General features: G+C 70.4%; 6 protein-coding genes. 2 read left to right on the top strand and 4 right to left on the bottom strand.

Features of this window, described 5'->3' with window-relative positions; all coding sequences use genetic code 11:
* Both BXA11_RS40770 and BXA11_RS45695 read right to left on the bottom strand, forming a co-directional pair.
* A partial coding sequence (locus BXA11_RS40770; RefSeq protein ID WP_143734821.1) for a hypothetical protein occupies positions 1 to 453 on the bottom strand: 453 nt, incomplete at its 3' end.
* 62 nt (positions 454 to 515) lie between these two features.
* Complete coding sequence (locus BXA11_RS45695) at positions 516 to 5,252, bottom strand: ThuA domain-containing protein (RefSeq protein WP_076443296.1); 4,737 nt, start codon at positions 5,250 to 5,252, stop codon at positions 516 to 518.
* 241 nt (positions 5,253 to 5,493) lie between these two features.
* Between BXA11_RS45695 and BXA11_RS40760 the strand changes: the two genes are divergently transcribed.
* Entirely contained in the window at positions 5,494 to 6,258 is a 765-nt protein-coding gene (locus BXA11_RS40760) for a YqjF family protein (protein ID WP_204054137.1), read from the top strand.
* A gap of 21 nt (positions 6,259 to 6,279) precedes the next feature.
* Here the strand turns inward: BXA11_RS40760 and pdhA are convergent, their stop codons facing one another.
* Entirely contained in the window at positions 6,280 to 7,365 is a 1,086-nt protein-coding gene (gene pdhA / locus BXA11_RS40755; RefSeq protein WP_083744958.1) for a pyruvate dehydrogenase (acetyl-transferring) E1 component subunit alpha, read from the bottom strand.
* Between the two features lie 175 nt (positions 7,366 to 7,540).
* Positions 7,541 to 8,146 carry a TetR/AcrR family transcriptional regulator gene (locus tag BXA11_RS40750; RefSeq protein ID WP_076443298.1) on the bottom strand — a complete coding sequence of 202 codons (606 nt, stop codon included), beginning with the start codon at positions 8,144 to 8,146 and terminating at the stop codon, positions 7,541 to 7,543.
* A gap of 112 nt (positions 8,147 to 8,258) precedes the next feature.
* Here BXA11_RS40750 and BXA11_RS40745 point away from each other — a divergent pair.
* Positions 8,259 to 8,693 (top strand): Clp protease N-terminal domain-containing protein (locus tag BXA11_RS40745; protein ID WP_280175329.1); only part of this gene is annotated, 435 nt, incomplete at its 3' end.

The raw sequence follows: 8,693 nt of genomic DNA, 5'->3' as shown, positions 1-8,693 counted from the left end.
GTCGGAGACGACACTGGAGACCGGCTCGCCGGCGGCGACCGCGCCGGTGGAGGAGTCGCTGATCAGGTGCGGCTTCCAGCCGAGGTATTCGGGGCCGATGGTCTTGGCCGGGTCGTCGGCCGCGACGAACTGGCTGGCCTGGCCGACGACGGCCCAGTACTCGCCGGCGGGGATCTCCTCGGGGGTGCGGGTGTCGGTGACGGTGACGGTGGGCAGGGTGCCGGTGAACTGGCGGGCGGCGGCGTCGGAGCCGTTCTCCTGCAGGGACACCCCGTTGTTGTCGGCCACGGTCATCGACAGCTGGCCGGGGGTGGTGGTGGGCTGGATGTTCACCGACACATCCACGCCGCCGGTGGCGGGGTCGTCGTCGGCCAGCGCGGGACCGGCCACGCCGGCCCCGGCGAGCGCGACGCCGAGCACCGACGCGGCGAGTATCCGGGTGGTCATTCTCATGGGAATCGCTCCATCTATGGGGGCGGGGCCGGCCGGCTGTCCGGCCGGCCCGTGTTGGCGGTTCAGCGGCAGGCGGCCGCGGAGTAGGCCGCGTCGTAGGACGAGGTGACCTGCTTGCCGCCGATCGTCGCGGCGCCGGTCACGGTGACCGTGCCCGCGTCGATCTGGGCGGTCCGGGTGTTGAAGGACTGGTAGGCCTGCTTGCCCGGAGCGACGTCGGCCACGGTCTTCTTGCCGAACGGGGTGTTCAGCTCGATCGTGGCCGGCGCGTCGCCGTCGTTGACCGCCGTCACGGCGAGGTACACCGAGCTGCCGATGCAGCGCGGCGCGGCCGTCACGGTCAGCTTGACCTCCTTCGTGCCGCGGACGAGCGTGAAGTCGTCCACGTCGAAGTTCGCCCCGGTGAACACCAGATAGAGCTTCACGCTCCCGGAGGGGACGTTCGTGAGCGCCGTGGAGGCGTCCGCGTACGACTCCCACCCGCCGGTGTTGGGAACGGTGACGCTGCCGAGCACGGGGCCGGTCGGGGAACCGGCCCGGATCTCGAAGCCGCCGCTGGGGTCGGGGGAGGCCACCCGGGCCGTGAAGCGGGTGACGCCGGTCAGGTCCACGCCGTCGTACGCCGCCCAGTCGCCGGGGTTGACGTAGCCGAGCACGGTGCCGCCGTGCGCGGGGGTGTGGGGGTAGGTGTCGACGCCGTTCGCCTCGGTCCAGCTCTCGGCCTGGACGGTGACGTCGCCCTCCGCCGGGCCGAGCTCTTTGATGCGGATGTTCCGGAACGCCACCTCGTCGCCGTCCCCGTGGTTCTGGATGCCCACGTAGCCCTGCTGGAGGGACCGCTTCGGATCGGTGTTGGTGAAGTCGTTGATCTTCACGCCGTTCAGGAAGATCTGTAGGCGCTCGCCCTCCACGCGGAGCTCGTAGGTGTTCCACTGGCCCGGCGGGTTGAGGGCGGCGTCACGGGCCTTGAGGTCCGCCGACTGGAAGCCGTAGACCGACCCGGTCGTCTTGTCCGGGGTGTCCGTGGCGTCGATCTGGATCTCGTAGCCGTTGTCGACCGCCGACCAGGGGTCGTCGGAGGCGGGGAAGCCGACGAAGACGCCCGCGTTGTCGTCGCCGCGCATCTTCCAGTCGAGCTTGAGCGAGTAGGAGTGGAACTCCTTCGCCTTGTACCAGAGCAGTCCCAGGCCCCCGTGCGAGGTCAGGGTGCCGTCGGCGTCCGTGAATCCGCCGGGCCCGGCCTGCTGCCAGCCGGTGGTGCCGCCGTTGTAGAGCGTCGTGTAGCCGCTCTCCGGACGGCAGTCGGCCTTGAGGTCGCCCATGGCGTACCTGATGCCGCCGAGCAGGTGCTGCCGGAACTCCGGCTCGGAGAACGAGGACGCCGTGTGCCCGCCGCCCGTGTAGAACGACCGGCCGCCCTGATACTCCTTGCACCAGGCGATCGGGTGGTCGTCGCCCATCTTCCCGCCCGAGTACGACTTCTCGTCGAGCGTGGCCAGCACGTGCGCGGTGCTGCGGGCGTTGGTCCGGTAGTCGTACCACTCGTCGGTGCGCGTCCACGTCGAGCCGAGGTGGGCGGTGGACGGGTGGGCCCGATCCTCCACCTTCACCGTCGCCTGCTGTACGGCCGGGTGCGAGGCGAACCACGCCCCGACCAGGCCGCCGTAGAACGGCCAGTCATACTCGGTGTCCGCCGCGGCGTGGATGCCGGCGTAGCCGCCGCCCGCCTTGACGTACGCCTCGAAGGCCGCCTGCTGGGCGTCGTTCAGCACGTCGCCCGTGGTGCTGAGGAACACCACGGCCTTGTACTTCGCCAGGTTCTCGGTGGTGAAGACGGCGGGGTCCTCGGTCGCGGTGACCGTGAAGCCCAGGTCCTTGATGGCCTGGACACCCGCCGGGATCGAGTCGTGCCGGAAGCCGGCCGTACGGGAGAAGACCAGGACCTCGCCCTCGGCGCCGCCCGGGGTCGCCGTCGTCCACTTCTGCGCGTCGCGGCCGTCGCACGTCCTGATGACGATCTGGGCGGGGTCGGTCGCGTCGAGGCACTTGCCCGACTGGGGGTTCTTGATGGTGCCGTCCGTGCCGACGGTCCAGATCTGCGCGCCGACACCCGAGACGCAGTCCCAGATCTGCACCCGCGTGCCGTCGGCGGTGCCGCCGTTGGACACGTCGAGGCACTTGCCGAGCGAGCGGAGGGTGTCACCGCTTACGGTCCAGACCTGCGCCCCGGTCCCGTTGCACTCGTAGAGCTGCACCTTGGTTCCGTTGGCGGGGTCGGCGTTCGCGACGTCGAGGCACAGGCCGGCGGCGCCGACGATCGGCGCCGGGCTCCCGCCGGCCGGCGGTTCCGCCGTCAGCGTGAAGTCGTCCACGTCGAACAGCGCGCCGTCGTGGCCCTGGAAGACCAGGGAGAGCTCGGTCGTCCCGGCCGGGGCGTTCGACAGCGGCGCGGACACGTCGGTGAACGTCTCCCAGCTCCCGGTGACGGGCACGCTCACCTTGCCCAGGAGGGTGCCGGTCCGCGAACCCGCGCGCACCTCGATGGTGCCGCCCTTCCCGCCGGAGGAGACACGGGCGGTGATCCCCTTGGCCTTGGTCAGCTCGTAGGGCGTGAAGGAGATCCAGTCGCCGGCGTTGATGTCACCCACGGTCTTGCCGCCGTGCGCGTTGCTCTTCGCGATCGGGTTGACGCCCTGCGAGGCCGCGTAGTGCTCGGCCTGGCGGTGCCGCGGCTGCAGGATGTGCTGGCTGTGGGTGGTCAGCCCGCCCTTGTCGGTGTATTCGGCGTCGAACACCGCGAAGATGTTCGCCGCGTCGTCGTGCTCGCCGTCGACCGGGATGGTCAGCTCGCCGGAGCAGCCGGTCTTCGAGGAGATCTGGTGGCCGTGGCTGTCGTGGCCCAGCACGTAGGTCATCTTGACCTTCGAGCAGTCGACGTCGCCGTCCTCGGGGTCGGTGACCTTGATCGTGAAGGGGACCGAGTCGCCCCACTGGAACAGGCTGCCCGCCGTGGGTGTCTCGATGGTTACGGCCGGCGCGGTGTTACCCGCTGTGACGACCACGCTCGCGCTGCCGCTGTTGCCCCCGGGGTCGCGCACCGTCAGCGTCGCGGTGTACGTGCCGTCCTCGTCGTAGGTCTTGACCGGGTTCGCCTCCGTGGAGGTGGTGCCGTCGCCGAAGTCCCAGGCGTAGGTGAGCGTGGCGCCCTCGGGGTCGGCGGAGCCGGCCGAGGAGAACGTGACGGTGAGGGGCGTCTTGCCCGAGGTCTTGTCGGCCTTGGCCACGGCGACCGGGGAACGGTCACGGCCCTTGATGTACTCGAAGCGATACAACGCCGAGTTGGCGTCGCCGTTGAAGTAGCCGGTGCCGTAGTCGAGCACGTACAGCGCGCCGTCCGGGCCGAACGCCAGGTCCATCACCTGCGTGCCGGTCCACGGGAAGTCGGCGATGTCGCCGCGCGTCCCGTCGGCCTGCACGTCGATCGCCTTGATCCACCTGCGGCCGAACTCGCCGGCGAACAGGTGTCCGTCCAGGTCCTGCGGGAACTTGACCGCCGAGTCGAGTGCGGCGTCGTAGTGGTAGACCGGCCCGCCCATGGGCGACTCGGAGCCGCCGCCGAACTCGGGCGGCGAGCCGGCGTCGCCGCCGTACCTGATCCACGCGGGCTGGGCGGGCGGCAGCGTACGCTGCCCGGTGTTGCGCGGGGAGGCGTTGACCGGGCCGCCGGCGCAGTCGTACTTCGCCCCGGAGGGGCCGGAGGGGAAGGCGAAGGCGTTGTAGGTCTCGACCGGCGTGTTGGTGCCCGTGCAGTAGGGCCAGCCGTAGTTGCCGGGGCGGGTGACCCGGTTGAACTCGACCTGGCCGCCCGGCCCCCGGTTGGGGTCGGTGGTGCCGGCGTCGGGGCCGTAGTCGCCCACGTAGACGACGCCCGTGGCCTTGTCGACGCTCAGCCGGAACGGGTTGCGGAAGCCCATGGCGTAGATCTCGGGCCGGGTGTCCGGGGTGCCCGGAGGGAACAGGTTGCCCTCGGGGATGTCGTAGGTCCCGTCCGGCTTGACCTTGATGCGCAGGATCTTGCCGCGCAGGTCGTCGGTGTTGCCCGCGCTGCGCTGGGCGTCGTACGCCGGGTTGCGGTCGGGCCGCTCGTCGATCGGGGCGTAGCCCGACGAGTCGAAGGGGTTGCTGTCGTCGCCGGTCGAGAGATAGAGGTTGCCCGCGGCGTCGAAGTCCATGTCGCCGCCCACGTGGCAGCAGATGCCGCGGTCGGCGGGCACGTCGAGGATCTTGACCTCGCTGTCCTTGTCCAGCGTCCAGTCGGGCTTGACGGTGAACCTGGACAGCCGGTTCACGCCCTTCCAGGCCGAGAAGTCGGACGCGGTGGCCGGAGCGTCGCCGTCAGGGGTGGTGAGGCGGGGAGCGTAGTAGAGGTAGACGAACCGGTTGGTCGCGAAGCCCGGGTCGGCGGCGACTCCCTGGAGCCCCTCCTCGTCGTGGTTGTAGACGTTCAGCGTGCCGACCACGGTCGTGTCGCCGCGCGCGTCGGTGCGCCGCAGGACGCCCTCGCGAGCGGTGTGCAGCACCGACAGGTCGGGCAGCACGGTCATCGTCATCGGCTCGCCCATCTCGGCGGCGCCCCTGGCCAGCTCCACGCGCTGGTAGTCGGAGGCGTCGATGGGCGCCGCGTGCGCCTGTGCGGGCGCGGCCGGGGTGAGGACGGTCAGGCCTGTGAAGGCCAGGAGTGAGGCGCAGGTCTGCGCGATCCGTTTTCTTGCGCGATCGGTCGGCCGCCTGGGGGGCATGGCGGAGGTTTCCTTTCGTCCGTGCGGTGCGCCCGGCACGGGCCCGGGCGCGTGACCCCCGCTTCACAGATCGACCTCGAAGCAGGTGATCGCACCGAACGTAGGCTTCTTTTGCCTACTTGTGAAGATAGTTATGTGAGAACTGGATAACTTTCCCTCGCAAAAGGCGAAAGTGCCTGCGCCGGCTGCCGGCCATCCGCAGGCGCGTGCCGTCATGGGTCTCCTGGGTAGCAACCCGGGCATGGTCTCCCTGACGGCAGGACGGGTCGAGCGTCCGGTGATGCACCACCACTGGGCCGACATCACGTTCATCCACTGGAGGTATCCACCCGAGCTCGTGCAGGCGTTCCTGCCGGACGGGCTCACCGCGGACGCCTACGAGGGGTCCGCGTACGTCGGGCTCACGCCGTTTCTGATGCGCGACGTGCGGGCGCCCGGCCTGCCGCCGCTGCCGTGGCTGTCGCGCTTCCCTGAGACCAACGTGCGTACGTACGTCAGGGACGGCAGGGGGAGGGGTGGTCTGTGGTTCCTGTCGCTGGACGCCGGGAGACTGCCCGCCGTGCTGGGCGCCCGGGCCACGTATCGGCTGCCGTACTACTGGTCGGACATGTCCGTGACCGGCGAGGGGGCGCGGCGCCGCTACCGCTGCCGGCGCCGGTGGCCGGGGCCCGCCGGGGCGCGCTGCGACGCGGACGTCGACCTCGGCGCTGCGATGACCGAGGCCGAGCGCGACGGGCTCGCGGACTTCCTGGTCGAGCGCTACCGGCTGTTCACGGTCGTCGCGGGCCGTCTGGCGACGGCGGAGGTGGAACACCCGCGCTGGCCCCTGCACCGCGCCCGGCTCGCCGGGCTGGAGCAGGGACTGCTCGAAGCGGCCGGCCTTCCCACGCCCGGCCACGGCCCGCTCGTGTACGCGTCTCCCGGCGTACCCGTGCGGATCGGCATGCCGCACCCGGTCCGCTATCAGACGGCCTCGTTCCGCCTGGCCGCTCACCGCGCCGGCTGAGGTCCTTGCGCCGGGCGCGGGTCAGGCGCCGGGCTCCTCGAAGCGGTCGAGGTAGGCGGCGTACCAGGCGCGCTCCTCCTCCACCAGCGCGTGCCTGCCGGCGTAGACGTGGTCGAACATGGCGTCCACCGGCGGGTCCGGCATGGTGATGACCCCGTCGCGCAGTTCGAGCGCCATGCGGTCGCCCTCCTCGTCGACCTCGGTGAAGAACGCCTCGTCGGCCATGCCCTCCCGCAGCAGGTAGGCCCGCAGGCGCGCGATCGGGTCCTTCTTCCGCCACGCGTCCACCTCCTCGGCAGGCCTGTAACGGCCAGGGTCGTCGGAGGTGGTGTGCGGGCCCATCCGGTAGGTGTGCGCCTCGATGAGGAACGGCCCGCCCCCGGAGCGTACGTGCCGCAGCGCGGCCCTCGTCACGGCGAGGCAGGCCAGCACGTCGTTGCCGTCCACCCGTACGCCGGGGAAGCCGAAGCCCCGCGCGCGCTGGTAGATCGGCGCCCGGCTCTGCCGCCCGACGGGGTGGGAGATGGCCCACTGGTTGTTCTGGCAGAAGAACACCACCGGCGCGTCGAACACGGCCGCGAAGTTGAACGCCTCGCTGACGTCCCCCTCGCTCGCCGCGCCGTCGCCGAAATAGGCCACGACGGCCGAGTCGTCGCCGTCCCTGCGTACCCCCATGGCGTACCCCACGGCGTGCAGCGTCTGCGCGCCGAGGACGATCGTGTAGAGGTGGAAGCGGGTCTCCCGGGGGTCCCAGCCGCCGTTCGTCGTGCCGCGCAGCATGCCCATGAGTTCGAGAGGGGCGATGCCCCGGCACCAGGCGACGCCGTGCTCCCGATAGGAGGGGAACACGTGGTCGTCCGGAGCCAGCGCCCGGCCCGAGCCGATCTGGGCGGCCTCCTGCCCCAGACAGGGGATCCACATTCCCAGCTCGCCGAGGCGCTGGAGAGCGAAGGCCTCCCGATCGATCCGGCGTACCAGCGCCATGTCGCGGTAGAGCCCCCGATACTGGCTCTTCGACAGGTCCAGGTCGTACTCGGGGTGCGCGACACGCTCGCCTTCGGGCGTGAGCAACTGGACCAGATCTTCGGCCTCGTCCTGGCGCCGCACGTCGTCTCCTCTCTGACAACGGTGACCGCTGCGCGGCGCCTCCGACCCCTCCCCATCGACGGGTTCGTCCGCACCGTGCGCAGCCAATCATTGCGGTTATGGGACGCGAGGGTTCACACCGCGTGCCCGCCACGCCGATGAGCTGCGGTTTTGTGCGAAGGCCGGGAGGCGGGGGTCAGCCGGTCGCGGCGGCGGGGCGCAGGCCCGCGAAGACGATCGCGAGCGTACGGGCCCGCAGATCGGGCTCCAGCCGGGTGTGCAGGGACGCCTGGCACACGCCGATCAGCAGGGCCATGATCTCCGGCACCCGCACGTCGGAACGTACGGCCCCGGCCTGCTGGGCCTTGCCGACGAGCACCTCGACGGCCTCGCGCAGGGCGAGGACGGGCTTGGCGACGGTGACCGGGATGCCGGCCTGGGCGAGCAGGTCGACGACGGTCTTCTGCTCCGCGGCCTGCTCGACCGTGCGGGTGAAGAAGGTGAAGAAGGCGGTGGCGGGGTCGCCCTGGGCCGCGAGCGCCCTGGTCTCCTCGGCCAGCCTGACCGCGACCGCGTTCATGATCGCCTTGAGCAGGGACTCCTTGGTGGGGAAGTGCCGGAAGACGGTCCCGATTCCGACACCGGCCTTCTGGGCGATCTCCTCGGTCGAGGCGGAGGGACCCTTGGCGGCGAAGACGGTCTCGGCGGCCTCCAGGATGCGCGTACGGTTGCGCTGGGCGTCGGCGCGCATCGTCCTGGCCGGCTCTCCGGAGGCGTCCTGCTCGGGAACGCGCTGGTCCATCGGCATCCCTCGGCTCTCCCCACGCCTCGATTGACATCCGGAATCGCCGCTTCATAGCCTGTAACCGAAGTGGAGACTCCGATTGTAGGTCACGCCGCAGCGAGGAGTGCAGATGTTCGAGAGGTTCACCGACCGTGCGCGGCGGGTTGTCGTCCTTGCCCAGGAAGAGGCTCGGATGCTCAACCACAACTACATCGGTACCGAGCACATTCTTCTTGGTTTGATCCATGAGGGTGAGGGTGTGGCGGCCAAGGCTCTGGAGAGTCTTGGGATCAGTCTCGAGGGGGTGCGCCAGCAGGTCGAGGAGATCATCGGTCAGGGGCAGTCGGCGCCGTCGGGACACATACCCTTCACGCCGCGGGCCAAGAAGGTTCTTGAGCTGTCGCTGCGCGAGGCGTTGCAGCTCGGGCACAACTACATCGGCACCGAGCACATTCTTCTGGGGTTGATCCGGGAGGGTGAGGGTGTCGCGGCGCAGGTGCTGGTGAAGCTGGGCGCTGATCTGAACAGGGTGCGTCAGCAGGTCATTCAGTTGCTGCACGGGTAT

It is taken from the genome of Microbispora rosea (assembly GCF_900156315.1).
GTDB lineage: Bacteria > Actinomycetota > Actinomycetes > Streptosporangiales > Streptosporangiaceae > Microbispora > Microbispora rosea.
The sequence above is the reverse complement of the archived record's forward strand: the minus strand, read 5'-3'. Positions and strand labels throughout refer to the sequence as shown.

Bases quoted from the DNA above. Each gene is read 5' to 3' on its own strand.
- BXA11_RS45695 (WP_076443296.1), bottom strand. From the start codon at position 5,252: ATGCCCCCCAGGCGGCCGACCGATCGCGCAAGAAAACGGATCGCGCAG.
- BXA11_RS40760 (WP_204054137.1), top strand. From the start codon at position 5,494: ATGGTCTCCCTGACGGCAGGACGGGTCGAGCGTCCGGTGATGCACCAC.
- BXA11_RS40750 (WP_076443298.1), bottom strand. From the start codon at position 8,146: ATGGACCAGCGCGTTCCCGAGCAGGACGCCTCCGGAGAGCCGGCCAGG.